Source organism: Curtobacterium sp. MCJR17_020 (genome assembly GCF_003234365.2).
In the GTDB taxonomy this organism is placed as follows: domain Bacteria; phylum Actinomycetota; class Actinomycetes; order Actinomycetales; family Microbacteriaceae; genus Curtobacterium.
Window position 1 is genome coordinate 475,895 of the sequence record NZ_CP126260.1, and the last position, 26,159, is coordinate 502,053.

21 protein-coding genes and 1 pseudogene are annotated in these 26,159 nt (G+C 70.9%); 13 read left to right on the forward strand and 9 right to left on the reverse strand.

All coding sequences use genetic code 11. The annotated features are described in order from the left end of the window. Positions 1-104 precede the first annotated feature (104 nt). Together DEJ14_RS02365 and DEJ14_RS02370 are read right to left on the reverse strand one after the other, a co-directional pair. A pseudogene (locus DEJ14_RS02365) lies at positions 105-1,025 on the reverse strand (carbohydrate ABC transporter permease); the annotation flags it as partial. Then, a complete protein-coding gene (locus DEJ14_RS02370) occupies positions 1,022-2,380 on the reverse strand; it encodes an ABC transporter substrate-binding protein (protein WP_111085427.1) in 1,359 nt (452 codons plus the stop codon). The pseudogene DEJ14_RS02365 and the gene DEJ14_RS02370, both read right to left, overlap by 4 nt. A gap of 187 nt (positions 2,381-2,567) precedes the next feature. Between DEJ14_RS02370 and DEJ14_RS02375 the strand changes: the two genes are divergently transcribed. Then, positions 2,568-3,731, forward strand: a complete 1,164-nt coding sequence (locus tag DEJ14_RS02375; protein ID WP_111085428.1) for a baeRF2 domain-containing protein — start codon at positions 2,568-2,570, stop codon at positions 3,729-3,731. A gap of 144 nt (positions 3,732-3,875) precedes the next feature. Here the strand turns inward: DEJ14_RS02375 and DEJ14_RS02380 are convergent, their stop codons facing one another. Further along, the gene (locus DEJ14_RS02380; RefSeq protein ID WP_284180173.1) at positions 3,876-5,093 is read right to left on the reverse strand and encodes an MFS transporter; all 1,218 of its coding nucleotides are present in this window, start codon (positions 5,091-5,093) and stop codon (positions 3,876-3,878) included. A 75-nt stretch (positions 5,094-5,168) separates the two neighbouring features. On the opposite strand from DEJ14_RS02380, the gene DEJ14_RS02385 reads away from it, so the two are divergent. Then, positions 5,169-5,870: a GntR family transcriptional regulator gene (locus tag DEJ14_RS02385; RefSeq protein WP_258373273.1), complete on the forward strand. Its 702-nt coding sequence runs from the start codon at positions 5,169-5,171 to the stop codon at positions 5,868-5,870. Between the two features lie 167 nt (positions 5,871-6,037). Here the strand turns inward: DEJ14_RS02385 and DEJ14_RS02390 are convergent, their stop codons facing one another. Next, positions 6,038-6,190, reverse strand: a complete 153-nt coding sequence (locus DEJ14_RS02390; RefSeq protein WP_159570996.1) for a hypothetical protein — start codon at positions 6,188-6,190, stop codon at positions 6,038-6,040. Between the two features lie 267 nt (positions 6,191-6,457). Here DEJ14_RS02390 and DEJ14_RS02395 point away from each other — a divergent pair, with 267 nt between their 5' ends. The 7 genes from DEJ14_RS02395 to DEJ14_RS02425 all read left to right on the forward strand — a co-directional run bounded on the left by DEJ14_RS02395 (position 6,458) and on the right by DEJ14_RS02425 (position 15,439). After that, positions 6,458-7,519 (forward strand): LacI family DNA-binding transcriptional regulator, encoded by a 1,062-nt coding sequence (locus DEJ14_RS02395; RefSeq protein ID WP_258373274.1) that lies wholly within the window; start codon positions 6,458-6,460, stop codon positions 7,517-7,519. A 313-nt stretch (positions 7,520-7,832) separates the two neighbouring features. Further along, positions 7,833-9,590: an ABC transporter substrate-binding protein gene (locus tag DEJ14_RS02400; RefSeq protein WP_258373275.1), complete on the forward strand. Its 1,758-nt coding sequence runs from the start codon at positions 7,833-7,835 to the stop codon at positions 9,588-9,590. Further along, positions 9,587-10,567 carry an ABC transporter permease gene (locus tag DEJ14_RS02405; RefSeq protein WP_111085432.1) on the forward strand — a complete coding sequence of 327 codons (981 nt, stop codon included), beginning with the start codon at positions 9,587-9,589 and terminating at the stop codon, positions 10,565-10,567. Before DEJ14_RS02400 ends, DEJ14_RS02405 begins: the two co-directional genes overlap by 4 nt. After that, a complete protein-coding gene (locus tag DEJ14_RS02410) occupies positions 10,564-11,514 on the forward strand; it encodes an ABC transporter permease (protein ID WP_111085433.1) in 951 nt (316 codons plus the stop codon). Before DEJ14_RS02405 ends, DEJ14_RS02410 begins: the two co-directional genes overlap by 4 nt. Further along, positions 11,511-13,370, forward strand: coding sequence for an ABC transporter ATP-binding protein (locus DEJ14_RS02415; protein ID WP_258373276.1), 1,860 nt, complete (start codon positions 11,511-11,513; stop codon positions 13,368-13,370). Before DEJ14_RS02410 ends, DEJ14_RS02415 begins: the two co-directional genes overlap by 4 nt. Beyond that, positions 13,367-14,236: an alpha/beta fold hydrolase gene (locus tag DEJ14_RS02420; protein WP_111085434.1), complete on the forward strand. Its 870-nt coding sequence runs from the start codon at positions 13,367-13,369 to the stop codon at positions 14,234-14,236. Before DEJ14_RS02415 ends, DEJ14_RS02420 begins: the two co-directional genes overlap by 4 nt. A 12-nt stretch (positions 14,237-14,248) precedes the next feature. Further along, positions 14,249-15,439, forward strand: a complete 1,191-nt coding sequence (locus DEJ14_RS02425; protein ID WP_111085435.1) for a glycoside hydrolase family 1 protein — start codon at positions 14,249-14,251, stop codon at positions 15,437-15,439. A gap of 13 nt (positions 15,440-15,452) precedes the next feature. Here the strand turns inward: DEJ14_RS02425 and DEJ14_RS02430 are convergent, their stop codons facing one another. Beyond that, positions 15,453-16,652: an ankyrin repeat domain-containing protein gene (locus DEJ14_RS02430; RefSeq protein WP_146249753.1), complete on the reverse strand. Its 1,200-nt coding sequence runs from the start codon at positions 16,650-16,652 to the stop codon at positions 15,453-15,455. Between the two features lie 9 nt (positions 16,653-16,661). Continuing rightward, positions 16,662-17,717 carry an acyltransferase family protein gene (locus tag DEJ14_RS02435; RefSeq protein ID WP_111085437.1) on the reverse strand — a complete coding sequence of 352 codons (1,056 nt, stop codon included), beginning with the start codon at positions 17,715-17,717 and terminating at the stop codon, positions 16,662-16,664. Positions 17,718-17,903: 186 nt separating this feature from the next. Between DEJ14_RS02435 and DEJ14_RS02440 the strand changes: the two genes are divergently transcribed. Continuing rightward, positions 17,904-19,514: a GH39 family glycosyl hydrolase gene (locus DEJ14_RS02440; protein ID WP_181437534.1), complete on the forward strand. Its 1,611-nt coding sequence runs from the start codon at positions 17,904-17,906 to the stop codon at positions 19,512-19,514. A 52-nt stretch (positions 19,515-19,566) separates the two neighbouring features. Here the strand turns inward: DEJ14_RS02440 and DEJ14_RS02445 are convergent, their stop codons facing one another. From DEJ14_RS02445 to DEJ14_RS02455, 3 genes are read right to left on the reverse strand one after another with little or no spacing between them, the layout of a single operon-like run. Further along, positions 19,567-20,484: a glycosyltransferase family 2 protein gene (locus DEJ14_RS02445; protein ID WP_181437535.1), complete on the reverse strand. Its 918-nt coding sequence runs from the start codon at positions 20,482-20,484 to the stop codon at positions 19,567-19,569. Continuing rightward, positions 20,481-21,560 carry a polysaccharide pyruvyl transferase family protein gene (locus DEJ14_RS02450; protein ID WP_111085440.1) on the reverse strand — a complete coding sequence of 360 codons (1,080 nt, stop codon included), beginning with the start codon at positions 21,558-21,560 and terminating at the stop codon, positions 20,481-20,483. Before DEJ14_RS02450 ends, DEJ14_RS02445 begins: the two co-directional genes overlap by 4 nt. Beyond that, positions 21,557-22,969 (reverse strand): tyrosine-protein kinase domain-containing protein, encoded by a 1,413-nt coding sequence (locus tag DEJ14_RS02455; protein WP_181437536.1) that lies wholly within the window; start codon positions 22,967-22,969, stop codon positions 21,557-21,559. Before DEJ14_RS02455 ends, DEJ14_RS02450 begins: the two co-directional genes overlap by 4 nt. 89 nt (positions 22,970-23,058) lie before the next feature. Between DEJ14_RS02455 and DEJ14_RS02460 the strand changes: the two genes are divergently transcribed. From DEJ14_RS02460 to DEJ14_RS02470, 3 genes are read left to right on the forward strand one after another with little or no spacing between them, the layout of a single operon-like run. Then, on the forward strand, positions 23,059-24,414 hold the full coding sequence (locus DEJ14_RS02460; protein WP_181437537.1) for a hypothetical protein: 1,356 nt from the start codon (positions 23,059-23,061) through the stop codon (positions 24,412-24,414). Beyond that, a complete protein-coding gene (locus DEJ14_RS02465) occupies positions 24,411-25,004 on the forward strand; it encodes an arsenate reductase/protein-tyrosine-phosphatase family protein (RefSeq protein ID WP_181437538.1) in 594 nt (197 codons plus the stop codon). The genes DEJ14_RS02460 and DEJ14_RS02465 overlap by 4 nt, the downstream gene beginning before the upstream one ends. After that, positions 24,982-26,106, forward strand: a complete 1,125-nt coding sequence (locus DEJ14_RS02470) for a glycosyltransferase (RefSeq protein ID WP_111085443.1) — start codon at positions 24,982-24,984, stop codon at positions 26,104-26,106. Before DEJ14_RS02465 ends, DEJ14_RS02470 begins: the two co-directional genes overlap by 23 nt. Positions 26,107-26,159 lie beyond the last annotated feature (53 nt).

Below are 26,159 nucleotides of genomic sequence, written 5' to 3' on the forward strand. Positions count from 1 at the left end.
GAGGTACCCGTGCTGCCCGCCGCAGCACGCGTCTGGAGCGCGGTGCGGGCCTCCTGGCCGTCACGCTTGGCGCGCTTGCGCCGGTCGCGTTCGTCCTTCGGCGCGCGGTTCGTCAACGCGAGGAACGCGAACGACAGGATGAACGCGGCCAGCGCGATGATGACCGCCTGCGCACTCGCGACGCCGTACTCGTTGAACGCGAACGCGTTCGTGTAGGCGGCGTAGTTCGGCGTGTACTCGGTGTCGATCGCCGGGGCGACCGTGGACAGGATCTGCGGCTCCGCGAAGAGCTGCAGCGTGCCGATGATCGAGAACACCGTCGTGAGCACCAGGGCCGGGGCGATGAGCGGGATCTGGATCCGCCACGCGACCTGGAACGGGCCGGCGCCGTCCATCTTCGCGGCCTCGTAGACCTCGCCGGGGATCGACTTCAGCTGCGCCACGATGATGAGCATGTTGTAGCCCGTGTAGGTCCACGTGACGATGTTCGCGATCGACCACAGCACGCTGTTCGCGCCGAGGAAGTCCGGCTGCAGCCCCATCGACTGCAGCAGCGACACGATCGGCGACAGGCCGGGCACGTACAGGAACGACCACAGGATCGTCGCGATGACGCCGGGGACGCCGTACGGCATGAAGTAGATCGCGCGGAAGAAGCCCGGCCAGCGGGCGCTCGCCGACTCGAGCAGCAGCGCCAGGATCGTGCAGGCGATGATCATCACCGGGACCTGCACGATGCCGAAGAGCAACATGCGGCCGATCGAGGCGACGAAGCCGGAGTCCTGCAGGGCGATCGCGTAGTTGTCGAAGCCGGCGAACTTGCCGACGACGCCGTCCTCGCCGAACAGACCCTCGCGGTCGACGGTCGTGAACGACTGGAACAGGGCACTGATGATGGGGATGATGAACGTCAGCAGGAACAGGGCCAGGAACGGCGCGAGCAGGATCCACGGAGCACGCTTCTGCGCACTCGTGGCCTTCGTGCTCGTGCGGAAGGCGGGTCGCGTGCTGGTCTGCTGGCTCATCGTGCCGTCCTGACGCTGAGGCCCTTGTCCTTGAAGGACTGGACGATCTCCCGCTGCGCGAGTTCCACCGCGTCGGAGAGCTTGAGGCCGGAGGTGAGCTTGCGGCGGAACTGGTTCTGCAGGCTCGTGAACGCCGACTGGGTCACGGGGGACCACGACCAGTCGATGTTCTGCTCCTTCGAGGCCGGCACGAAGACGTCCTCGTTGTAGTTCTGGCCGGAGAACCACTTCGACGGCTGCTCGCGCTGCTTGCCGATGTAGTCGACCGCGGGCGACCAGCCGATGCCGCAGTACTTGATCATCGCGTCGATGCCCTCCTTCGAGGTGGTCATCCAGGTGATGAACTCGAGCGCTTCCCTCGGGTGCTTCGCGTTGGCCAGGACCGCTGCCGTCGAACCGCCGATGGCGCTCGAGCCGAAGCCGTCGGCGCCCCACTTCTGCATCGGGGCGACCTTCCACTTGCCCTCGCCGCCCTGCACGGACTCGATCAGGGCGTCGCCCCAGCTCGCGCTCGTGACCGCGGCGATCTTGCCGCTCGCGGCCGAGGCGTACCAGCCGGGGGAGTACGCACCGGCGCTGGTGTCGACGAGCTCGTCGTCGATGACCCCGTCGAAGAAGTCCGCCACCATCAGGGTCTTGTCGTCGGTCATGTCGACGACCCACTCGTCACCGTCGACCTTGAACCAGCGGGCGCCGGCCTGCTGCGCGTACGCGGCGAACGGCGACGCGTCGGACACCGGGAACACCTCGAGGTAGTTCTGCTTGCCGGTCTTCCGGACCTTCTCGGCCAGGTCGCGCCACTCGTCCCACGTCGTCGGGGGTTCGCCGCCGGCCTGCTCGAGCAGGGCGGTCTGGTAGTAGAAGCCCATGGGGCCGGTGTCCTGCGGGATGCCGTAGACGCCGTCCACGAAGGACACCTGCGCCCACGCGGCTTCGTCGTACTTCGACTCGAAGTCCTTCGCGCCGTAGCGGGCGAGGTCGACGAGACCGTTGGCGAGCATGAACTCGGGGATCTGCCGGAGCTCGACCTGACCGATGTCCGGACCGCCGCCGGCCGCCAGCGCGGAGTACATCTTCTGGTACCCGCCGCTGTTGCCGCCGGGGATCCAGTTCGCCGACACCTGGATGTTCGGGTGCGTCTTGTTCCAAACGTCGCAGACCTTCTGCAGGTCCTTCAACCAGGCCCAGTAGGTGAGCTGGACGGTCTCGCCCGACGCGGCGGCCGGCACGAGGGCGGCCTTGTTCACGTTGGTGGAACCGGGGACCGCGCAGCCGGCGAGCAGCCCTGCCGCCGCCGTGCCGATGCCGAAGCCCAGGAGTTGTCGTCTGGAGATGGGTCGTGGTCGTGGCGTCATTGCCGCACTCCGGTTCGTCGTCGATTCGGGGTCCAGCTCAGCCAACCACAAAACCGAGCGTCGTTGCAGATTCGCGCCTGGGTGTTCGCTCCCGACTGTGGACGCCCGGTGGCGGCGAGGTGGAGTGTGGTCGCACGTGAGAGCGCCGGGGCTCATCGGCTCCGGCAACCGTCCGAGAGGAGCTGCCATGACGTCGACCAACGCGACGAGCGAACTGCACCGGATCCTGGGAGAGCGACTGGAGGGCGGCGGCACCTGGGCCTGGGCCTACGCCGACGTCTCCGGCAACGTCGAGGATCCCCGACGACAGGCGGCGCTCAAGCTCCGCGGTGTCGAGGAGGGGCTCCGGGCACAGGGTGCGTCCGACGAGGTCGTCGACGCCGTCGCCGGTGAGTTCGAGCAGGAGCCCGGTGTCCCCTCACCCGTCACCCGGTACGTGCTCGTGCACGACGGCGAGGTCGTGTTGAGCGAGGTCCTGCCCGGGCCGCTGCACGGATCGGAGTCCGTCGGCGTCGGAGCCGTGCCGGACCTGGTGCCGCTCGTCGCCCACCGTCCCGTCGACCTGCCGTTCCTGGTGGTCCACGCCGGCAAGGAGGGCGGGGCGTTCCGCGCCTACCGCCTCGGCCACGCCCCGGTCGCGGCCGACGCGGCCGAGCAGCAGGTGGCGGGCCGGAACGACACCCTGCACTACGCCAAGGCCGGCACCGGGTGGAAGCAGCCGCACTGGCAGCAGCACACCGAGGAGATCTGGAAGCAGAACTCGTCGGAGACCGCTGCCGCCGTCGACGAGGCCGTTCGGACGATCCGCCCCGGACTCGTCGTCGTCGCCGGTGACGTCACCGCGCGCGAGCTGCTGGTGAAGGCGCTCTCGTCCGAGACCCGTGCACTCGTCTCGGTGTTCCCGGGCGACCCGCGCGCCGACGCCGGCTCGAAGCAGGCGTTCGTCGAGCACGTCGAGACCGCACTCGCCCGCGTCGTCGCCACCCGGCGGCACGACCTGGAGGACGCGCTCCGGACCCACAGCGGCCGGGGCGACAACCAGGTCGTCACCGGCCTCGGACCCGTCGTCGAGGCGCTGCAGCAGGCCCAGGGCGCGACCGTCGCGCTCGACGCCGTGGCCATCGGTGACCGGACACTGCTCGCGCTCGCCGGGGCGCCGTGGGTCGCCACCGCACCGGAGCAGGCCGCCGGGACGCCGGTCATCGGCGCGGTCCCGGCGGTGTGCGCGCTGGTGCGGGCCGCGGTGCTGACCGACGCCGAGCTCGTGCTCGTCAACGCCGCGTCGCTGCCCGGCGGTGCTCCCGCCGCCGCGCTGCTCCGCTGGCCCGTCGGTCCGGTGGTCCCCGCGTAGCGGCTGCTCTCTCTCGCCCCCCGGGAGTGCGCGCCCCGAGGTTCCGAAATCTCGGCATCTCGGGGCTCGCGCCGCGGCTCGCTGGAACCTCGGCGAACCGCATGCGGCGAGTCGTGGAACCTCGGCGCCCCGACCCCGCGCGGGTCAGTCGTGCGACCGGTCCGCGCGCGGGACCAGCGGCAGGGCCAGCAGGGGCAGGACGGCCACGATGCCGAACGACGCCGCGAACCCGAGTGCGGTGACCAGGGCGCCGACACCCGGACCGACGGCGCTCGCCGCGATGAACTGCCCGGTGTTCTGCGTGCCGAGTGCCCGGCCGGACCAGAAGGGCCCGGCGGCCTCGGCGACCGCCGTGTAGGCCAGGCCGTTGTCCGCCACGGTGACACTCGTCGCGATGACCAGGAACACGGCCCCGGCCGCCAGGTGGGTGACGTCGACGATCGCGAGCAGCCCCATCACGACGGCGGCGCTCACCACGACGATCCGCAGCGGTCCGACCCGCGAGCCGGCGCGGTCGCTCCACACCCCGACGAGGATCCGTCCGATCGCCCCGACGAACTGCGACGCGCCGACGAGCAGCCCGGCCGCGGCCGTCGACCAGCCCAGTCCGACGAGCCACACCAGCCCGTAGGTCGACAGGGTGAACTGCGGCACCACGAGCAGGATCGACACCACGTGGATCCGCCAGAGGAACCCGCTCGCCCGGTACGGGTTCGCCGTCGCCTCGGCCGGGGCCGTGTGCCGTGCCGGTCGGGGCGGGTTCTGGATGCCGACGGCGCAGAGCACCGCGAGCACGGCGCAGAGGACGATCGGCAGGACGAGGGCCGCGCGGATCCCGGACCCCTCGGCGAGCTGTGGCACCGTGACCGCCGCGAGCGTGACCCCGAGCGGCTGCGACATCTGCCGGATGCCCATCGCGAGCCCGCGCCGCTCCTTCGGGAACCACCCGACGACGACCCGGCCGCTCGCGGCGTTCGTCGACGCGCTCGTCATGCCGCCCAGCAGGAACGCCAGCCCGAGCAGGACCGGGTCTCCCGCGGCGAGCCAGGCCCCGACCACCGCGAGCGTCGTCAGCACGAGTCCGCCGGCGATCACGATCCGTTCGCCGATCCGGTCGGTGATCGCGCCCCAGGCGATGAGCGTCAGGACCATGCCGAACGTCGGCGCGGCGGCGAGCACGCCCGCCACGGTCAGGGACGTGCCGTTCGCGTGCAGGTACGGGATGAGCAGAGCGGGAGCCGTCACCACGAGGGTCCCGGCGGCCTGCGCGGCGACCCCGAGCGCGAGCATCGCCCACGCTCTGCGGCCGATCGTGGTGGGCGTCGGTGGTGCGGCGGTCGCGGTCATCGTGGTGGCTCGCATCGTCCCATGTCGGAAGCAGTTGGTATACCACAACGGTATACCATTCCGACCGCGTCCCCGCTAGAGTTGTTGGCCGTGACCGACACGACCGATGCAACCCCGGTGTCGCAGACGGCCCAGCTCTACGACAACCTGCGTGCCGCGATCCTGACGCTCGACATCGCGCCGGGCGAGCGCATCTCGGAGCGCGGTCTCGAAGCGCGGTTCCACGCCTCGCGGACCCCCGTCCGTGCCGCACTGTCGCGGCTCGAGCGCGAGGGCCTCATCCTGCACGAGGGTCGCTCGTGGACGGTCACCCCGATCGACCTCGACGAGATCGCCTCGCTCGCCGAACTCCGGGGCGTGCTCGAACCCGCCGCCGCCCGACTGGCGGTCGAGCGGGCGAGCGCCGAACAGCTCGCCGAGGTCCGTGGGCACCTCGACGCCCTGCGCCCAACGCCCGACCAGCAGGCCGGCATCCGGATGGGCTCGACGTTCCACCTCGACCTGGCGGCGCTCGGCGGCAACCGGTTCATCACCGACGCGATCGCCGATGCCCTGACCCGTCTCGAGCGCACCCGGTGGATCGAGGTGCGCACGCCCGAGGCCCGCGACGCCGCATGGGACGAGCACAGCGCCATCATCGACGCCGTGCGCGACGGCGACGCCGACCGTGCGGCCGAGCTCGTCGCAGCGCACGTCGCCGGGACGAACGACCGCCTGCTCGGCTGGATCGCCCAGGAACGCCGCCGACTGCGCGGCGCGGGCATGACGATCGTCGGGGCCACCGAGCGCTGACGCGAACCGCGTGACCTGACGGGACTCGAGCCGTCGGACGCGCGGGGCGTGACCCGGTCCGCCGTGACGCGAAGGGCCCTGGACGCGACGGCCAGGAGGCGTGACCCGACAGCAACTGCCGGTCCGCGCCTCCTGGCCGTCGCCCGGTCGATTCCGGGCGTGACCCGCTACGGGCGGTCCGCGCGCTCCTCCGTCGCGTCGAGCTGGTCGAACGTCGAACCGCCGCCGTCGGTGCGCTCGAGCAGCGCGTCGCGCACCTCGGCCTCGTCGTGGCTCGCGCGGTTCGCCAGCTTGCTTCCGGATCGTGTCGCCTGTGACATGTCGGTGTCCTTCCCCTGCGTGTGGGCATCGTGGTGTGCGCGGGCATCCTGCCCGCCGGTGCGCTTCCTCACGGGACGTACTGAGGTCGTGACAGTGTCGCGCGCTCGCTTCCGTCGCCGCAAGGCCCCGGCGTCACATGTGGAAAAGTGCCGAGGGAGAGCATGCCTAGGATGGTGCGGCCGCGCCGCCCCGGTGCGCACCAGCGGACGTCGGACGGGAGGCACGGCTTGGCTGCACCACGTACCGCACCTCCCACGGTCTACGACGTGGCCAGTGCCGCGAACGTCTCGATCGCGACCGTCTCGCGCGTGCTCCGCACGCCGGACGCCGTCCGCGAGGGCACCCGGGACCGCGTCCAGGCGGCGATCCGCAGCCTCGGCTACGTCCCCTCCGGCAACGCACGAGCCCTCGCCGGCAAGCGCACCGGCGTCGTCGGACTGCTGCTGCCCGGGTTCGACGTGGTGCCCGACGAACGGCCGGACCTGGTCACCGACGGGGGCGTCCGCGTGGTCGACGACCGCCGACACGTGACGCAGCCGTTCTCCTCGAACCTGTACTTCGACGAGGTCCTGCGGGGTGCCGAGACCGAGGCCTGGCAGCGCGGACTCGCGCTCATGGTCGCCGCCGGTCGTGGGTCCTCGCGCGACGTGATCGTCAACGACGTCGCCGGCCGGGTGGACGGCCTCGCCGTGCTCGCACAGACCGTGCCGGACGACCTGCTCGAGCACGTCGCCCGTCGGATCCCGGTCGTGGTGCTCGCCGACGACCGGCGCTCGCACGGGTTCGACTCCGTGAGCGTGGACAACAGCGCCGGCATGCGGACGCTCGCGTCGCACGTGATCGGGCGGCTCGGCATCCGGTCGCTCGCGTACGTCGCTGGGCCGATCGACTCGCCGGACGACATGGAGCGCTCGACGGGCTTCCGGTCGGCGTTGGCGGACCACGGGGTGCCGGCGTCGTCGGTCCGGGTGGTGCACGGTGACTTCGGCCGGGCGCGGGCGCGCGAGCTGGCGGCGACGCTGCTGGCGGACGAGGTGCCCCGGGCCATCGTGTGCTCGAACGACCAGTCGGCGCTCGGGGTGCTCGACGCCGCCACCGCCCGGGGCCTGCGCGTGCCCGAGGACGTCGTCGTCACCGGGTTCGACGGCATCGACGCCGGGCGGTTCTCGTCGCCGCGGCTCACCACCGTGCACCAGCCGATGGGGGAGCTCGGGCGTGCGGCGGTGCGGGCGATCGTCGACCGGCTGGACCACCGCGAGGGGCCGCCGCGCGCCGTCCGGCTGCCGGTCGAGGTGCTGCTGCGCGAGAGCTGCCCGCCGGCGCTGTGACGAGCGGTCGTGCGGCGCGCGGTGCGGCCGCGCCTCGCACCGTGCGGGCCGCAGGTGACCCGTGCGAGGCGCCGCGCCTCGCACCGTGCGGGCCGCAGGTGTCCCGTGCGAGGTTGCGTGCTCGGTGCGAGCCTGGCGATCTCGCACCGAGAACGGAACCTCGCACCATGCGCGACGCTCCTCGCACCGTGCGACGCTCGCTGCTGCCGTCCGCGCCTGCGTACCGCCCCGGCAAAGAACCCCGGTGTTGCGCGACGCGATGTAAGCGCATACATTGGCGCAGTACCGATTCGACACGGAGGTCGACCGAGCAATGACGCTTCCCCCACAGCGCACGCGCGGCAAGCGCGACCCCGGGACCCGCGCTCCCGGAACGCGCCCCGGCAGCACCCGACGACGCGGACGCCTCGTCGCGGCGATCGCCGGGCTCGCAGCCGTGGCCCTCATGGCCACCGGCTGCAGCATCCAGGTCCGGTCCGAACCCGATCCCACGATCGGCAAGGACACGATGCTCATCAACGCGGACCACGGCAACCCGCTGTTCGACCGCAACTTCAACCCGTACATCGCGAACGCCCGCACGGCCTCCAAGTGGATGTACGAGCCGCTCATCGAGATCAACCCCCTCGACGGCAAGGGCACCCCGTGGCTCGCCAGCAAGTGGAGCCAGCCGGACGCCAGCACGATCGACATGACGATCCGCCAGGGCGTCGAGTGGTCCGACGGCTCTCCGTTCTCGGCGAAGGACGTCGTCTTCACGTTCGACCTGCTGAAGAAGTTCCCGGCGATGGACGTCAAGGGCGCCTGGCAGCACATCAAGAGCATCGAGGTGGACGGCGACCACGTCGTCTTCCACCTCAAGAGCGACGATGTGCCGAGCCTGAACATCATCGGCGCGACGTACATCCTCGGTGAGCAGCACTGGGGCGGCGTGAAGGACCCCACGACGTTCCGCGACCCGAACCCGGTCGGCACCGGTCCGTTCGTGCTCGGCAACTACACCGACCAGCAGTACTCGATGGACAAGAACCCGACGTACTGGCAGGCCGACAAGATCGCCATCAAGCACCTCATCCTGCCGGCGACGAACACGCAGCTCGACACCGTCACCCGCGGCTACGACTGGGCGTACGCGTTCATCTCGGACGTCAAGGGCACCTGGGGTGCCGCGTCGGGGACGAACCAATGGTGGTTCCCGGCCGGTGGTGTGATCGGCCTCATCCCGAACCTGACGAAGGCGCCGTACAACGACGTCAACGTCCGCAAGGGCATCTCGCTCGCGCTGAACCGTGACGACATCGCCGAGACCGCGTCCGAGGGCAACCTGGCGGCAGCGGGCCAGACCGGCCTGATCCTGCCGAACCAGGAGCAGTACCTCAACCCGGACATCCCGGACAAGGGCATGATCACGCAGGACGTCGACGCTGCGAAGGCCGCGTTCGCGAAGTCCGGCTGGACCGAGCAGGGCGGCAAGATCATGAAGGACGGCAAGCAGCTGTCCATCACCATCATGACCGCGAACGGCTACTCGGACTGGCTCCGCGCCGCGCAGGAGGTCCGTCGCGACCTGACGGCCATCGGCGTGAAGGTGACGATCCAGGCACCGCAGCCCGCCGGGTACCAGCAGAACATCAACAACGGCACCTTCGACATGGCGATGGGCGGCATGGGCAACGGTGACGTCTACCAGGCGTTCAACTCCCTGCTCAGCAGCGACTTCTACCAGCCGGTCGGCAAGTCGACGGTGAACAACTACGAGCGCTACAAGAACGCCGACACCCAGAAGCTCCTCGACGAGTACAAGGCGACGACGGACACGGCGAAGCAGCAGGAGATCCTCAACCAGCTGCAGGAGATCGTGTACGACGACCTGCCCGTGATCGGCATGTACTACGGCGGGCTCTGGGGGCTGTTCAACACCGGCAAGTTCGTCGGTTGGCCCAGCGCCGAGGACCCGTACATGGCCCCGCAGAACTACGACTCCGCGCCGCTGCTCATTTTCTCGAAGCTCCGGCTCCGGGACAGCGCAGCCGGCCAGGAGATCCTGAAGCAGCAAGAGGACCAGAAGTGAAGTACATCCTCCAGAAACTCGTCCTCTTCGTCCTGACCCTCTGGGCCGCGGTCACGCTGAACTTCGTGCTCCCACGCCTGATGCCGGGCAGCCCGTCGGACGCCGCGCTGGCGAAGCTCAGCCAGAACGGCCCCGTCACCGAAGCCACCAAGAAGGCCATCGAGGCCCAGCTCGGCGTCCCCACGGGCAACCTGTGGGACCAGTACGTCAACTACCTGCACCAGGTCGTCACGCTCGACTTCGGGGTGAGCTACACGTTCTACCCGCAGCCGGTCGGCGACCTCGTGTCGAAGGCCCTGCCGTACACGCTCATCCTGGTCGGCGTCGTCACGATCCTCGCGTTCGTCCTCGGCACCCTGATCGGCGTCGCGGCGGCGTGGAAGCGCGGCACCTGGCTGGACTCGCTCCCGACGCTGTCGGGGTCGTTCATGTCGACGTTCCCGTACTTCTGGACCGCCCTGCTCCTGCTGTTCTTCCTCGGCTACGTGCTGCACTGGTTCCCGACCACGGGTGCCTACTCGGCGACCACCACCCCGGGGCTCAACGGAGCGTTCGCAGCCGATGCCCTGCAGCACGCGGTGCTGCCCGCGGTCACGATCCTGGTGACGAGCCTCGGCGGCTGGATCATCGGCATGCGCAACGCGATGATCAACACGCTCGGTGACGACTACGTGACCTTCGCCGAGGCGAACGGTCTTCGCGGCCGCACCGTGGCCGTGCGGTACGCGGCGCGGAACGCGATCCTGCCGAACCTGACCGGCTTCGGTCTGGCACTCGGTGGCGTGGTCGGCGGTTCGGTGCTGGTCGAGCAGGTCTTCGGCTACCCCGGCATCGGCTACCTGCTGTTCAACGCCGTCATCGGGCAGGACTACCCGCTGATGCAGGCCCTCTTCCTGATGATCACCGTGTCGGTGCTCATCGCCAACTTCATCGTGGACGTCATGTACGGCGTCCTGGACCCGAGGACGCGTCGATGACCAACACGAGCACCCCCAACGCAACCGTCGCCGTCCGGACCCAGGACGAGCAGCAGGCCCCGAGCCGCTGGCGCAGCATCGCCCGGCAGTTCGGCGTCGTCTGGTCGAACTCGAAGGCCCGGATCGGCATCATCATCCTCGCGGTGTTCGTGCTGGTCGCGATCTTCGCGCCGCTCCTGGCCCCGTACGGCGCCAGCCAGAACGGGTTCGCCCGCTCCGCAGACGCGACCGCCGACCACTGGATGGGCACCACCGCCGCCGGCGAGGACGTCCTGTCCCAGATCATCTACGGCGCACGGATCTCCGTGATGGTCGGCGCGGTCGCGGGCATCCTGTCCACGCTCGTCGCCGTCGCGATCGGCCTCAGCTGGGGCTACGTCCGCGGGTGGATCGGCGAGGTCATCGGCTTCATCGTGAACCTGTTCCTGGTCATCCCGGGCCTGCCCCTGATGATCGTCATCGCGGCGTACCTGCAGAACGGCGGCATCGCGGTCATCATCGCGGTCATCGTCGTCACCGGCTGGGCCTGGGGCGCACGCGTCCTGCGCAGCCAGACGCAGTCCCTGCGCGGTCGCGACTTCGTGACGGCCGCGCAGTTCTCCGGTGACGGTGCGACCCGCATCGTGTTCCGCGAGATCCTGCCGAACATGACCTCGCTCATCGTCGGCTCGTTCTTCGGGGCGGCCACGAGCGCGATCCTGGCCGAGGCCGGCCTCGAGTTCCTCGGGCTCGGCGACTCGTCGATCGTCAGCTGGGGCACGATCCTCTACTGGGCGCAGAACTCCAACGCACTGCTCACCGGCCAGTGGATCCTGCTCTTCGCCCCCGGCCTCTGCATCGCGCTGCTCGCGATGAGCCTCACCCTGATCAACTTCGGCGTCGACGCCGTGTCCAACCCGCGGCTGCGCGAAGGCGCGCGCCCGAAGCGCAAGGAGGCGACCGCATGAGCGGCTCGCGAACGTACGCAGATGACGGCCTGGAGGTGCGGGACGGCGCCGCCACGGGCCTCCCGTCCGACGGTGGTGACGCCCAGGGCGTCCTGCTGGACGTCCGCGACCTGTCGGTCGTGTACGAATCGGCCGGCCAGACGGCCGTCCAAGCCGTCGACCACGTGTCGTTCCAGCTTCGGAAGGGCGAGTTCGTCGGCCTGGTCGGCGAGTCCGGTTCGGGCAAGTCGACGCTCGGCTACGCGCTGACGCGTCTGCAGAAGCCGCCGGCGCGCACCAACGGCGGCAGCATCGTCTTCAACGGCCACGACATCCGTGACCTCGACGAGGAAGCGCTCCGGCAGCAGCGCCAGGGCGGCTTCGCGATGGTGCTGCAGTCCGGCATGAACGCGCTCAACCCGGTGCGCACCGTCCGGAACCACTTCATCGACATCTTCAAGGCGCACGGCCACGTGTCGCGCGACCGGTGGGACGCCCGGATGAAGGAGCTCATCGAGAAGGTGAAGCTGCCGACGTCGATGCTCGCCCGGTTCCCGGGGGAACTCTCCGGCGGCATGCGGCAGCGCGTCTCGATCGCCCTGGCCCTGTCGCTCGAACCGCAGCTCATGGTGTTCGACGAGCCGACCACGGCACTCGACGTGCTCGTGCAGCACGCCGTCATGGACACAATCATCGAGCTGCAGCAGGCAGAGGGCTTCACGGCGATCCTGATCAGCCACGACCTCGGCATCGTGCTCGAGGCCACCGAGCGCGTGCTCGTCATGCACGAGGGCCGCATCGTCGAGGACGGCGGCTCGAAGGAGCTCCTGCGCAACCCGCAGGACGAGTACACGCAGATGCTGCTCTCGCACTACGCCGACCCGCGCGCGGAGGTCGTGTCGCTGCCCGGGTTCCCGGACCGGTCGCAACGTGCTGCCTCCGGCGAGAAGCGCCAGGAGACCACGTCGTCGTTCAGCACCGTCGGCTCGCGTGAGCGCTCGGCGGCGAAGAACCCGATCGTCGTCTCGAACATCGTGAAGACCTACCCGGCTCCGCGCCGCGGCGAGCAGCCCGTGCAGGCGGTGCGCGACGTGTCGTTCACCCTCGAGCCGGGGCAGTCGCTCGCCCTGGTCGGTCAGTCCGGTTCGGGCAAGTCGACCATCGCGAAGCTCCTGACCGGGGTCGAGAAGCCGACGACCGGTACCGTCCGGTTCGGCGACCTCGACGTCGCACGCCTGGGCAAGCGCGGCCTGCGGGACCTCCGCTCCGAGGTGCAGATGGTGTTCCAGGACCCGTACGCGGCGCTCAACCCGCTGCACACGGTGGAGTACACGCTGTCCCGCCCGATCGCGAACTACACGGAGCTGAAGGGTCAGGATGCCCGGCGCCGCGTGCTCGAGCTCCTCGAGACCGTGGGCCTGACCCCGGTCGAGCAGTTCGCGCAGAAACTCCCGCACCAGCTCTCCGGCGGACAGCGGCAGCGCGTCGTCATCGCCAGGGCACTCGCATCCGACCCGCAGGTGATCATCGCCGACGAGCCGGTCTCGATGCTCGACGTGACGTTGCGCGCCGGTGTGCTCGCCCTGCTCGAGGACCTGCGTGAGCAGTGGGGCGTCTCGCTGCTCTACATCACGCACGACCTGCTCAGCGCGCGCCTCATCACCGACGACATGATGGTGCTCCACGAGGGTGCCGTGGTCGAGCGGGGCCGCACCGCCGAGGTGCTGCAGAACCCGCAGGACCCGTACACGATCGCCCTGCTCGACGCCGTGCCGAACCCCCGCCGCACGCTGGAGCTGGGAGCGTCGCGAAGCGGCGCCGCGACGCCAGTGCCGAGCGAGCCTGCGAGCTCGGTCGGTGAGCGGGGCCGGCTGTGACGACGCTGCACGACTTCCCGGCGGTGCCGGCGTTCGGCCACCTGCCGACGCCGGACGGCGTGGACGTCGTCGGGATCGACCTGCCGATCGGCCGCCTCACCGCGTGCCGGATCGTGCCGTCCGGAGTGTCGAAGGGTGTCGTGCTCATCGTCCCCGGGTACACCGGCTCGAAGGAGGACTGGCGCACGTTCCTGCCGCTCCTCCGCGACGCCGGGTGGTCGGCGGTGGCGATCAGCCGCCGTGGACAGGCCGACTCGGTCTCGCCCGACGACCGCACGGCGTACACGCTCGAGCAGGAGGCCGCCGACGTCGTCCGCGTCGCCGAACTGCTCGACGACGGCGCTCCGGTGCACCTCATCGGCCACTCGCTCGGCGGCGTGATCGTCCGCGCCGCAGCGATCGCCTCCCCGACGTCGTTCCGCGACGTGACGATGTTCTGCTCCGGCCCGCACGGCTGGTCGTACCGCAAGGCCGCGGAGAAGACGATCGTCGCCGACACGTGCTCCAACCGTGCGCTGTTCGACGCGCAGAACCCGCTCTGGGCCGGCCGCCCCGACGCCGAGCTCCCCGACGACGCCCGGATGGTCCGCGAGCGCTTCGACCACACGAGCGTGCTCAGCGTGCTCGGTGGCGCAGCGATCCTCGAGGACCGCGCCGACACCACCGAGGAACTCCGCGCGACCGGACTGCCGGTGCTCGTCGCGCACGGCGTCTGGGACGGCGCCTGGCCGATCCCGTGGCAGGCGGACATGGCCTCGCGTCTCGGTGCGTCGTACGAGGTGATCGCCGAGAGCTACCACGGCCCCCAGATCGAGAACCCGCTCGGGACCGTCGCCGTCTTCGACGCGTTCATGAACGCCCACTGAAAGGACCCCGTCATCAGCACGCTCGACTTCCCGAAGGGCTTCCTCTGGGGCGCCGCCACCGCCGCGCACCAGATCGAGGGCAACAACGTCAACTCGAACTGGTGGGTGCACGAGCACGAGCCCGACACCACCATCGTCGAGCCGTCCGGCGACGCCGCGGACAGCTACCACCGCTACCGCGAGGACATCCGGATCGCCGCCGAGCTCGGCCTGAACTCGTACCGGTTCAGCATCGAGTGGGCGCGCATCGAGCCGGAGCGCGGGTTCGTCAGCCGCGCCGAGGTCGACCACTACCGCCGCATGGTCGAGACGTGCCACGAGTTCGGCATCGAGCCGATCGTGACCCTCATGCACTTCACGGTGCCCCGCTGGTTCGAACGAGACGGCTTCTGGCGCGCACCCGACGCTGCCGACCTGTTCGCCCGATACACCGAAGCCGCGCTGCCCGTGGTGTCCGACGGTGTCCGGTACGTCTGCACGATCAACGAGCCGAACATCGCGGCGATGCTCGCCGGCGGCGAGGACGCGTCGAACCTGGTGGCGTACGGCCTGCCGAACCCGGATCTCGGTGTCGCCGACGCCCTGCTGGCCAGCCACAAGCGGTCGCGCGAGGTGCTGGGACAGGTGTCGGGCCTCCAGTCCGGGTGGACCATCGCGACCCAGGCCTTCAAGTCGAACGGTGAGCCCGGCGCGGACGCGATGCTCCGCGAGTACGGGTACCCGCGCGACGACTGGTACCTCGAGAACGCCGCCGGCGACGACTTCCTCGGCGTGCAGGCGTACACCCGGACGTTCATCGGACCGAACGGGCCGTTGCCGGTCGCAGACGACGTCGAGACGACCCTGACCGGGTGGGAGTTCTACCCGGAGGCCTCGGCCGACGGGCTGCGCAGTGCGTGGGAGCTGTCCGGTGGCGTCCCGCTGATGATCACCGAGAACGGCATCGCCACCGCCGACGACACCCGTCGACAGGCGTACACGCAGGGCGCCCTCGAGGGCATCCACCGCTGCATCGAGGACGGCATCGAGGTCCTCGGCTACCAGCACTGGTCGCTCCTGGACAACTACGAGTGGGCGTCCGGATTCCGGCCGACCTTCGGCCTGGTCTCGTGGGACCCCGAGACGTTCGAGCGCACGCCGAAGGAGTCGGCCCGCTGGTACGGCGGGGTCGCCCAGGCGAACGCCCTCGAGACGGCGGAGTAGCCCGCCCGCTCGATCAGCTCCCTGAGTAGTAGTGCGCCAACTGCTCCGCGACCGCTCGGTCGCGGAGCAGTTCTGCGCGAGCGGTGGCGGTCGAGCCCTCGTCGTCCTCGGCGTTCACGTCGACGTCGAGGGCGAGCACGGACCGCACCGTGTCCAGGTCACCGGAGTCGACCGCGGCGATCAGCAGGGACGCGCCCCGTGAGCCGAGCGCCCTGGTGTCCGCACCCGCGGCGGCGAGCGACCGCACGATCGCGGCGTGGCCACCCCAGGCGGCGCGGACGATCGGGGTGTTGCCGTCGGCGTCCCGGGCCTCCAGGTCGGCACCCGCGGCCACGAGCACGTTGATCGCCCGACGCGCATCGCGGTCGATCGCCAGCGTCAGCGGCGTCCGCCCCTCGGTGTCGGTGAGCTGCAGCGACGCACCGCGACGCAGGAGCTCCTCGAGCATCTCGGGCCGGTCGAACCACGCGGCGGCGTGCAGCGGGGCGAATCCCCAGCGCGGGTCGACGTCGTCGACGTCGCTCGCGTCGTCGGCCAGGTGCAGCCCGCCCAGGTCGCCGTACGCGGCGGCACGCACCACCTCGGTGGCGTACTCGACCCAGCCGTCCGGCACCGGACCGTGCCAACCGCGGGGCGGCCGCGCGTCGAGTTCCGTGTAGACGGACTCGGGCACGCTGCGGATCGCGACCCGGACGCCCCGGAAGCGGATCGCGACCTCGCCGACCGGGGACACGAGCAGGCGGAGCTCCCACTGGTCGAGTTCGTGCAGGTACTCCAGTTCACCGCGCAGCACGTGGGCATCCCCGGCGAGCAGTGCTGCGGGGTCGGTGCCCGGTGGGTCGACCACCGCGTCGCGGAGTCGGAGCGTGACCCTGGCGTGGTTCCACCGGCGCCACAGGCCGTCGGGGGTGTCGAGCACCTCGTCGTTGCGGACGATGACCTCGGTGTGCACGACGACCGGGTCGGGGACGCCGTGGCCCGGCAGGTCGACGGTCGTCGCGGTGTCGTCGTCATCGTCGTCGTCCGGGTGCTCGAGGTCCGGGTGCTCGACGTCCCAGCGCGCGATGCGGGAGTCCGTCCACTTGACGGTCAGGAGCGCGGCGACGGCCGGGGGAGCGTCCTCGAGCACCCGGGCGACGTGTTCCCGCTGCCCGTCGAAGTCCTCGAGGGAGACGTAGCCCACGGACGGCCAGTTCACTCGACTCCATCGCACGGCTCGACACTACCGGCCCGACACCCGACGCCCCCGGGTTCGCCGGTCCCGGCGCCCGCGCTGCAGCAGCCGGGTGGCGGGACGGTCGATCGTCCACCACACCACGACCGAGGCTGCAACCGCCGCGACCAGCGCTCCGATGGCGGCGACCACCGGCGCTGCGGCGCCCGAGACGACCGCGGCGACGACCGCGACCGTGGCCGGGGCGACGATGGGGTGCGTCAGGTAGAGCGCGTACGAGGCATCACCGAGCGTGCGTCCGACCGGGCCGACCCGACGGCCCAGCAGGGGTTCGCTCGCCACCGTGACCAGCAGGACCACCGTCGCGAGCGGCAGCAGCGCGAGGCTCGGGAGTGACGCCCCCGCCACCGCGCCGACGGCGAGCCAGAGCGCGACGATCGCTGTGAGCCGGACGACGAGCACTCGGGTGGACCGGTCGAGCGCCCAGGCCCCGACGGCCATCCCGACCAGGAAGCAGAGGACGAACCGGTTCGCGTGGAACTGCCACGTGGGCCAGCCTTCGGGCCCGCGGAACGCGGAGGCGACAGCCAGACCGGTGAACACGATGGCGGCGAGTCGGAACGGGTCGGTGCGGGTGGCGAGGGCGATCGTCACGACCAGGTAGAAGAGCAGTTCGAAGGAGAGCGTCCAGGTGACCGTGTAGAACGGCTCGACGACCGCGTCCGGACCGCGGCCCGGCAGGAACAGGTACGACAGCGCGATGTACGTCGGGGACGTCGACGTGCGCTCGAGGGTCGCCGGGGCGATCACCACCATGAGCAGCTTCACCGTCATCACCGTCCACGCGAGCGGGAGGATCCGGACGAGTCGACGGCGCAGGAAGCCCCACGCGGTCGGCTGCGGGATGCGTCGCGTGACCACGACGGCCACGAACCCGCTGATCGCGAAGAACACCGTGACGCCGATCTGCCCGGTCGGCACGTCCGCCGGGGATGTGTCGAGTCGTGCGTGCAGGTAGGTCGGGACGTGGGAGCAGACGACCAGGAGTGCGGCGACGAAGCGCAGCACCTGGATGCCGGTGAACGTCGGTCGCGAGATGGCCATCACCCCACACTGCGGCCGGGGTGGTGTCGGAGGCCAGTTCTCCACATGTTGTATTCCACATGAGCATCACTCGTACGCCTCGCACCTGCCATGAATACCGAGGATTACTCCGAACGCCCGGACCTGTCGCAGGCTGGCCGGATGCACCTCACCGCACCTCCCCCTGGTAGCACCGCGCGAACTCGCGTGTCCCGTCGTCACCGCGGCCTCGCTGCCGCCGCGATCGCCGGGGTCGCGCTCGTCGCCGTCCTGTCGGACCCGACGGAGTCCCGAGCCGCCCGAGCCGCGGCTCCGACGTCCGTGGCGCCGACGATCCGCCCGGTCGGCGGCAGCGGTCTCTTCGGGCCGGACCAGCAGCCACGCTTCACGGTCGGGGGTGTCGAACGTGCCGCCGACGTCTCCTGGAAGATCAACGACACCACGGGGACCATCGTCGAGTCGGGCTCCGGGCGGTCAGCCGTCCAGTCGGTCGAGGTGCACCCCGCGCGGGACCTCCCGTCGGGCACCTACCGGCTGACCGTCAACGCCCCCGGTGGTGCCACCGCGTCCTACCGCTTCCTCCGGACCCTCGCCGGTCCCGCGGCCCAGGACCCGTACTTCGGCCTGGGCGTGAACCCGGTGTCGGGCGCGCTCCCCACGCTCGATGCCCTCGGCGCCGGCACCTACCGGCAGGACCTGCAGTGGAGCGCCGTCGAGAAGGTCGCCGGGACCTTCGACTTCGCCGCCGTCGACGCCCGGATCGACCCGATCGTGCGCGACCGCGGCGTCCGCCCGCTGTTCGTCCTCGACTACGGCCACGTCGCGTACACCGGCGGCGCGATGGTCCCGCCGGACGTGGCCAAGCCGGCTCAGGCCGCGGCATGGAAGCGCTACGTCCGCGAGGCCGTCACGCACATGCGGGCGCGGCACCCCGACGCCGACCTGTCGTACGAGGTCTGGAACGAGTGGACGAACAACCACGGAGCCCTGCCGGACACCCCGGCGGCGTACATCGCGCTCGCGAGTGTCACGGCAGCGGTCATCCGTGACGCGGACCCCTCCGCCACGATCGTCGGACCGACCCAGAACTCGGTGTCCGCGAAGGAGCGTGCCTGGCTCGCCGACTGGTTCACCGCCGGTGGGGCAGACCACGTCGACGCCGTCAGCGTGCACCCGTACAGCAATCCGTGGGCGCCCGAGACGTGCGTCGAGACCAGTCCGTGCATCGAGGACGCCCTCGCGTGGCTCCGGAAGACGGCCGACCTGCACCCGCGCGCCGACGGGACGCCGCTGCCCATCTGGATCACCGAGGTCGGGTGGCCGACGCGGTTCGGCGGTGCCGGGTGGGTTCAACCCGAGGACCAGACCGCGTACATCCTGCGCACCTACGGCATCGCGGCGCGGTACGGCGTCGAGCGGTTGTACCTGTTCGAGATGGCCGAACCCACACTCGCCGACCCGAACGGCCTCGCCCGGACCTTCGGACTGACCGGAACCGCGGCCAGTGGGTACGAACCGAAGACCTCGGCCGCCGGTTGGGCGACCATGCAACGCGTCCTGGCCGGCAAGCGGTTCGTGGCGGAGCACCGGTCCGGTGCCGTGCGGCACATGCGGTTCACCTCGCCCGACGGCAAGCACCACACCCGTATCGTCTGGCAGTCGTCGTCGCAGTCCGGGTCGACCTCCGTCCGGGTCTCGCTCCGGGGGACCGGACGGCTCGTGGAACCCACCGGATCGGAACGGCCGATCACCGGGTCCGGCGGCAAGCTCGACATGTCCGCCAAGTGGATCCCGCGGTTCGTCGTCTGGGACGAGTAGCCCCGAACGGCCCCGCCGGAGCTCCGGCGGGGCCGTCGTCCCGCACGTCGGGTCAGGCGACGCGCGGAGTCGTGGTCGGGTCGAACGGGTGTCGGACGCCGTGGTCGTCGAGTCCGTGCCAGCCTTGCCATCGCCCATGGAGCTGTGCCCGCTGGAACCGCAGACCGTCGCGGTCTCGTCGCACCCGGGCCACGAACACGGCAGCCACCGACCGTGCGATCCAGTACGCGGCCTGTCCGCGCAGCCGGTGCTTCCGGAGGACCCGCCCGAAACCACGGTTGTAGCGCAGGACCTTCGCCAAGGTCTCGTCCGTCATGCCGTCGTGGCGGAAGTCGCCGTGGCGGACCGTCGTGTCCGGCATGTAGTCGATTCGCGCACCGTTACGGAGCGCCCGGATGACGAGGTCGTTCTCCTCCCCGGATCCGAACGGGGTCGCCGAACCGGTGCCGAGCGCGACGTCGAACACCCCGTTCTGCTCGATCAGCTCCCGCCGCAGGAAGATGCCGGCCGCGACGATCGTCCGCGGGACCCGCCAGCTCGTCACCCTGCTCGGTCGGCGCTGCCAGCGCAGCATCGTGCCGCTGTCGTCGGCGGCACGGCACGGGATCGCAGCGCCGTCGAGCTGGTGTTCGTCGAAGCGCTCGGACAGCAGCTCGAGCACGCCGTCGTCGAACCAGCAGTCATCGTCCGGGAACGCGACGATGTCCCCCCGCAGCACCGCGAGACCTCGGTTGCGGCCACGACTCACGCCGCGGACCACCGGCTCGTGGACGTGTTCGGCGTGGCCGGCGTCGATGAGGTCCTGCAGGAACGGGAGCGCATCGGGTGCGGGTCGCTGTTCCACGACCGTCACGAAGACGGGCACGCTCGCGCGGCGGATGGACTCGAGGCAACGTTCGATGTGCTCGGGTGGGCGGATCGTCGAGATGACCAGGTGGAACCGGTGCTCCGAGGTGTGGGCGGTGGTCATGCGGACGCCCCGCTCGGGTCCAGGAGGGCCGTCGTCGACCGCGCACCGCGCCGCCATTCCGACAGCTCACGACGGATGCCCTCGAGCCGTTCCTGCTGCGCGAACACCGCTCCGGTGATGGCCGATCGGACAGTGTCCGCCTGCCGCATCGCGCGCACGAGGTCGTCCGCGGTGTGCCCCACGGTGATCGGTGCCGGGTGGCCGGTCAGGCTGGCCCAGAAGTCGTCGCACTTCGATGCGTAGGACAGCGGCACGGTCGGGACGTCGAGGGAGACCGCGGCGACGGCACCGTGCAGGCGCTCGGAGACGACGAGGTCGCAGCCGGCGATCACCGACATCGTCTCGGCGACGTCGGTGTACTCGTGGACGACCGACGGGGTCCGGAGTCGTTCGGACAGCGCCCGTGCGACCGACTGATCGGGGACGGACAGTGCGAACGCCACCACCTGGTCGGCTCCGGTGGCACGCGCGTGCGCGTCCACCGCGGTGGCCACGGCCTCGACGTCGAACCGCGAGGTCGGGTCCGAGCCGAGGCTCACGCCGATCCGCCGCTCGCCTGGGGCGCCGGCGGGCTGCACCGACCGGACGAGCGGGTAGAGGAGCGCCGGATCGCCGCTGATCGTGACCGGGCCGAGGTGCGTCGTGACCTCGAGTTCGGTGATCGGTCCGCGGACACCGGCGATCCGGAGTCGGTCGAGGTCGTGCCAGGCTTTCCAGTCCTGCTGGTGCCGATCGAGCGCGTACGTGTCCGAGCTGGCGGCTGCCCCGAGTCCCACGCCGACGATCCCGGCCGCGCCGTAGTTCCGGGCAGCGAGCCGTGCGTGCTCCGCCCACGCCGCGAAGCCGACGGTGGTACCGCCGCCGATCAGGACGACGCGCTCGGCTCGGCGGGTGCGCAGTCGGTCGCGCGCGAAGGAGGCCGCCCCACGGAGGTAGTCACGAGCGTTGAGCGGGGCCACGATGTCGAGCGGATCGTCGAGGGCTGCGCGCCAGGTCTCGTGGAGCAGGTCGTCGCCGAAGTTGGCGTTCCCCTGCCAGCCCAGGTAGACGAGCGAACGGCGGTCGGATCGGGTCATAGTGGGTCCTTTGAGGAGAGGCGGGCTCGGGAAGCGCGGCGAGGACTCTCGCTGAGTGGCGCGGACGGCTCGTAGTTGTAGTAGGTCTTCGCCCGCCGCTGCACCGGGAGCCGGTTGACGACGAGGCCGAGCAGCCGGGCGCCGACCTGCTGCACCGTCCGCTCGGCCGCGGTGAAGTCGGCACGCTTCGTCTGGCCGTTCACGCTCACCACGAGCAGCACGCCGGAACAGACCGCACCGAGCACTGCCGGGTCGGTCACCGGGAGCATCGGCGGCGCATCGACGATCACGTACTCGTAGCGGGACTCGAGGTCGCGGATGAGCGCGACCATCCGGCTCGAGCTGAGGAGCTCGCTGGGGTTCGGCGGGACGCGGCCGGCGGCGAGGACGTGCAGCGGGTTGTCGGACCCGACCTCTTGGATGGCGTCGTCCAGATCGACCTGACGCGTCAGCACCGTGGACAGCCCGACCCGACTCTCGATCCCCAGGTAGGTTCCGGTGGTCGGACGTCGGAGGTCGGCGTCGACGAGGATCACCTTCGAGCCGTTCTGCGCGAGCATGAGCGCCAGGTTGACCGCGGTCGACGACTTGCCCTCGCCCGGGGTCGCACTCGTGATGACGATGCTCTGCGCGTCGCCGTCCAGGTTCGTGTAGGTCAGGTGCGTCCGGAGCTGCCGGAACGCCTCTGCGCGCGTGCTGTAGCGGTTGTCCACGGAGACGAGCGGCTGCTTGGCGATCGTCTCGTCCACCGCGAACTCGCCGAGGACGCTCGCGTCGGTGAGCCGGCGGAGTGCCTCGAACGAGCGGAGCCGGGTGTCGAGGACTTCGCGCAGCACGGCCTGTGAGACGCCGAGCGCGAGTCCGGCGAGGATGCCGATGGCGAGGTTCACCGCGAGCCGCGGTGCGAACGGCGCGCTCGGCGCGGTCGCGCGCTGGAAGACGCTGAGGTGCACGAGGTCGCTCGCCGCCGACGCGGACCGCTCGACCCGGTCGACGACCTTCACGAGCTGGTCGGTCACGGCGTTGGCGATCGCCGCGGCCTGCGTCGGGGACGAGTCGGTCGCGCTGATCGAGATGAGCACGGTGTCACGTTTCGACGTCGCGGTGACCACTCGGCCAAGCCCGGAACCGGGCGGGAGTCCGAGCTGTTTCGCCGCCTGCCCGAGGACCTGCGGGGTGACGGCCAAGGCCTCGTACGACTTGACCCGCGCCGCCGAGAAGGTGTTGCCCTGGCTGAGGTCGGCGACCGAGGCGCCGCCGGCGACGGACACGAACACCTCGCTCGTCGCGCGGTACTGCGGGGGTTGGACGGCGGACACGGCGGCGGCGATCCCGGTGGCCAGCACCAGCACGGCCGCGATCGAGAGCCAGCGGTGCCGGAGCACGTCGATGAACTGCGCGAGCGTCATCCGGACCCTTCCCTTCATGTCGACCGATGTGTGATACTCGATGTTAGCCGATGTGAAATATCAAAACAACCGCCATGTGAAAGGTAGGCATGACACTGCTCGGGACCGCGCTCATCGCAGCGCTCGGCATCGCCCTGTCGGTCCGCCGGGGCTGGCTGCCGGTCGTCATCGGTGTCGCGGCGGGTCTGCCCTACTCGGCGGGTGTCGTCGTCGGCGGCAACGGCGTCCCGCTCTTCACTCTGGCCGCCGCGGCATCGGCCGTTGCGTTGCTCAGCTCCCCGCGCCTCGGGACCGCGCACTGGAGCGCGAACGCGTTCGCGGTCTTCGTCGCCTGGGCCACGATCGTCACAGCACTCGCACCGTGGCTCTTCGCCGGCACCCGTGTGCTCGTCGCCCGCGAGGGGGTCGACAGTCAGGTGGCGGATCCCGGAGTGCTCGCGTACTCGGTCAGCAACGGCGCACAGCTCGGGTACCTGCTGCTGGCGGCGTGCGCAGCGCTCTACCTCGTGCGGGTCCGCGGTGCCGTCGTCGCGGCCGGGGTCGCGCTGACCGTGGGCACGGTCCTGACGACCATCCGCGGGCTCCTGCTCGCGGTGCGCGCAGACGTCCTCGCGCCGGTCTTCGACACGCTGCCGAACGTCGCCTACGCCTGGACCACGCCGGACGACCGACTGCGCGGTGTGTTCAGCGAGCCCAGCGAGCTCGCGGCGTTCTCGCTGCCTGCGGCCGCGTTCTTCATCGTGGCGGCGCTCCGTGCCCGGGGCCGGTCGCGCTTCCTGTGGTCCGTTGCGTGCGCCCTGGCGTGCTCCAACCTCCTGCAGGCATCGTCGGGGACCGCCGTGGTCGCGTCCGCCGTGGTCATCGGCCTCGGTGTCGTCGTGCTCGCCGTCCGGTACGTCCTCCGTGGCGGTGTCGGTACCCCGTGGCTCGTGATCGGCACGCTCACGGCCGCCGTCGTGGCCCTCGTCGCCGGTGACCACCTGCTGGCTCCGATCCAGGAGCTCGTGGCCGAGAAGGTGGACAGCAAGTCCTACGACTCCCGGACGGGCGCGGACGCGTTCAGCTGGGGCGTCCTGTCCGACACGCTCGGGCTCGGCGCGGGGCTCGGCAGCAACCGCCCGTCGTCGTTCGGCATGTCGCTCCTCTCCACGGTCGGCATCCCCGGAGCAGCGGCCTTCGCCGTGATGGTGTCCGGAGTGCTCGTCACGGCGATCCGCACGCCCGCCACGGTCGCAGCAGCCGTCGCGCTCGGAGCCCTGGTGGTCGCCAAGTTCGTCGGCACGCCGGACTTCTCGACGCCGATCCTCTGGGTGCTGATCGCGGCCTGCGCCGTGCCCACCTGGACGCGGGGCCGAGACCACCCGGCCCCCACGCCGGTCCGTATCCCGCCGGGCGCCCCGAACGCGACCGCCCCCGCCCTCGTCTCGTCAGGAGTCCGACCGTGACCGCCATCCTCATCGTCTGCGAGGGGAACGTCTGCCGTTCCCCGTACGTCGAACGCGTGCTGCAGGCGCGCCTCGACGCCGTCGCACCTGGCCGGTTCAGCGTGTCGAGTGCCGGTACCGCCGCGGTGGCGGACAGCGCGATGTTCCCGCGCTCCGCCGACGCAGTCCGGTGCGCGGGTGGCGATCCCGAGGGCTTCGCCGCGACACCGCTGACCGCAGCCGTGCTCGCCGACCACGCGCTCGTGCTCACCCTCGAGCGCGAGCACCGGGCCGCGGTCCTCGACCTCGCCCCCGTGCTGCTCCGACGCACGTTCACCCTCCGCGAGTTCGCTCGCCTCGCTCGGCCCCTGCTGGTGCAAGACGAGGTCCACACGGGCTTCTGGGACGACTTCCCGCGCCTCGTCGCGCGGTCGCGGCTCGCCACCGCCCCCGCTGAACCCGCAGACGACGACATCACCGATCCGGTCCGTGGCGACGCGGCCGACCACGAGCGCATGTGCGAGCTGGCGAACGAGGCGATCGCCGTCCTCGTCGCGTGCGCCGAGCGAGCAACGGAAGGAGCGGACCGTGCGCGGACTGTTGGTGCATGAGTGGATCGAGGCCGTCGGCGGCGCCGAGCGGGTCCTCGACGCGATGGCGGACGAGTACCCCGACGCCGATCTCTTCGCACTCTGGAACGACGCTCCGGACCGGTACTCCGGCCGCCGGGTCATCGAGAGCACGATCGCCCGGACACCGCTCCGAGGCCGGAAGGCGCTGGCGGTCCCGCTCCTCCCGACACTGTGGTCACACGGCCTCCGGCGACTGGACGAGTACGACTGGGCCCTCGTCAGTTCGCACCTGTTCGCGCACCAGGCCCGCGTCCCTGGCGTCGACCCGGCGCAGCAGTTCACCTACGTCCACACCCCGGCCCGGTACCTCTGGAACCCGGAGCTCGACGCCCGTGGTGCCTCGGCCGCCGCGCGCATCGCCGGACCGGTCCTCCGGGCGGTCGACCGCCGACGGGCCCGCGGTCTGCACAACGTCGCCGCGAACAGCCGGTTCGTGCAACAGCGCATCCGCGACTGCTGGGGCGTCGACTCGGTGGTCATCCATCCACCGGTCGGTGTCGAACGACTCACCGCCGTCGACGAATGGTCGGACGTGCTGGGCGACTGTGATCGGGCCTTGCTCGAGTCCCTGCCGGTGGGCTTCGTACTCGGGGCATCGCGGTTCGTGCCGTACAAGCGGCTCGACGTCGTCATCGCGGCTGGTCGCGCTTCGGGGCGTCCGGTGGTGCTCGCGGGCGACGGGCCCGACCTCGAGCGACTGCAGGACCTCGCGCAGTCGTCCGGCGCGGATGTCCGGTTCGTCGTCCGCCCCTCGGACGCACTCCTCGCCGCCCTGTTGCAGCGCGCCGCCGTCTACGTGTTCCCGCCGGTCGAGGACTTCGGCATCATGCCCGTCGAGGCCATGGCGCTCGGCACCCCGGTCGTCGTGAACGCCTCGGGCGGCGCGTGCGACTCCGTCGAGGCGGGGCGCAGCGGCATCGTGCTCGACGACTTCGCGGACGCCACCCTGCGTTCGGCCGTCGACGTGGCCGTCGGGCTCGACGCCGACGCGTGTCGTCAGCGCGCCGAGACCTTCTCGACGGCGCGCTTCCAGCACGAGGTCGCATCGTGGACCGGCATCCGCAGCGTCTCGCGCGTGTGACGGAGCGTCGGTCAGGAGGCCCGGTGTGCGTCCTGCGGGTCGGCTGACGGCGA